Annotated in this window: 1 protein-coding gene; it reads left to right on the top strand. The window is 78.4% G+C overall.

What is annotated here, in order from left to right:
- Positions 1 to 99: 99 nt before the first annotated feature.
- Positions 100 to 601: class I SAM-dependent methyltransferase (locus ACFW9D_RS33530; protein WP_384628329.1), on the top strand; the 502-nt coding region annotated here is incomplete at its 3' end.

Genomic DNA, 601 nt, shown 5'->3' with positions numbered 1-601 from the left:
GCCCCCCGCCGCGCCCCCCCCCGCCCGCCCCCCCCCCCCCGGCGTTCGCCTGACGCGTAGTGGCTCCCTGCCCGGACCGGGGCGCCGCAGGATGCCCGTATGACGACCCCGACGCCGCAGGGCCTCACCTTCGACCGGGCCGCCGCCCGCTACGCCGCGCACCGGCCCTCGTATCCTCCCGAACTGCTCGACGCCATCGAGGAGTCGACCGGACGGCCGCTGCGCGGGGCGCGGGTGGCCGACGTCGGAGCCGGGACGGGGCTGGGGACCGGGCTCCTCCACAGCCGCGGGGCGCGGGTGGTGGCGGTGGAGCCGGGGCCCGGGATGGCCCGCGAGTTCCGGCGCCGGCTGCCGGACGTGCCGCTCGTGCTCGGGGACGGCAACCGGCTGCCGCTGGCGACCGGCTCCCTCGACCTGCTCACGTACGCGCAGGCCTGGCACTGGACAGACCCGGAGCGGTCCGTGCCGGAGGCGCGCCGGGTGCTGCGGTCCGGGGGCGCGCTCGCGCTGTGGTGGAACGACTCGGACGACACGGTGCCCTGGATCGCGGAGCAGACCGCGCGCCTGATCCGCCTGTTCGGCAAAGACGGCGGAACCGGGC

It is taken from the genome of Streptomyces sp. NPDC059524 (genome assembly GCF_042749255.1).
Taxonomy (GTDB): domain Bacteria; phylum Actinomycetota; class Actinomycetes; order Streptomycetales; family Streptomycetaceae; genus Streptomyces; species Streptomyces xanthii.
The sequence above is the reverse complement of the archived record's forward strand: the minus strand, read 5'-3'. Positions and strand labels throughout refer to the sequence as shown.